The following is a 489-nucleotide window of genomic DNA, read 5'->3' as shown; positions in this document are numbered from 1 at the left end:
CACACCCAGGCTTATTCGGTGGCGGACAGTTCCCGCTCAACCCCAACGGATCAACCCACCCCGTCGGATTCGGCGTGTACTGGTACTGATTCAACCCACCCGCCAACTTGATCGGGTCTGGCGTCAGGTACCGTCCAACATCCGGATCATAGTACCGATGCCGGTTGTAGTGCAGGCCGCTCTCGGCGTCGAAGTACTGCCCCTGAAAGCGCAACGGCTGCTCAAGCTGCTCTCCCCCGCCCAGCGCCAGATGCGTGACCTTGCCATAGGCGTTGTACTTGGCCGACCAGACAATCTCGCCGCCAAAATCGGTCAGTTCCTGCGGGGTGCCGAGGTGGTCGAGTTGGTAGTAAAACGGGCAGGCCTTGCGTGGGCCTTTGCCGTCGAGCATGGCCAGCGGGCGGAAGCTGTCGGGTTCGTAGACGTAGCTGCGGTAGTGTTCGCGGCTGCTTTCGGCGATGAGGTTGTCGCCTTGCCAGAAGAATTCGG

1 protein-coding gene is annotated in these 489 nt (G+C 61.3%); it reads right to left on the bottom strand.

All coding sequences use genetic code 11. The annotated features are described in order from the left end of the window. Window positions 1–489 (bottom strand): RHS repeat domain-containing protein (locus tag PMI22_RS07845; RefSeq protein WP_007947582.1); only part of this gene is annotated, 489 nt, incomplete at both ends.

The sequence above is a fragment of the Pseudomonas sp. GM21 genome (assembly GCF_000282215.1).
Classification (GTDB): Bacteria; Pseudomonadota; Gammaproteobacteria; order Pseudomonadales; family Pseudomonadaceae; genus Aquipseudomonas.
This window is presented reverse-complemented; position numbering and strand designations above follow the sequence as displayed.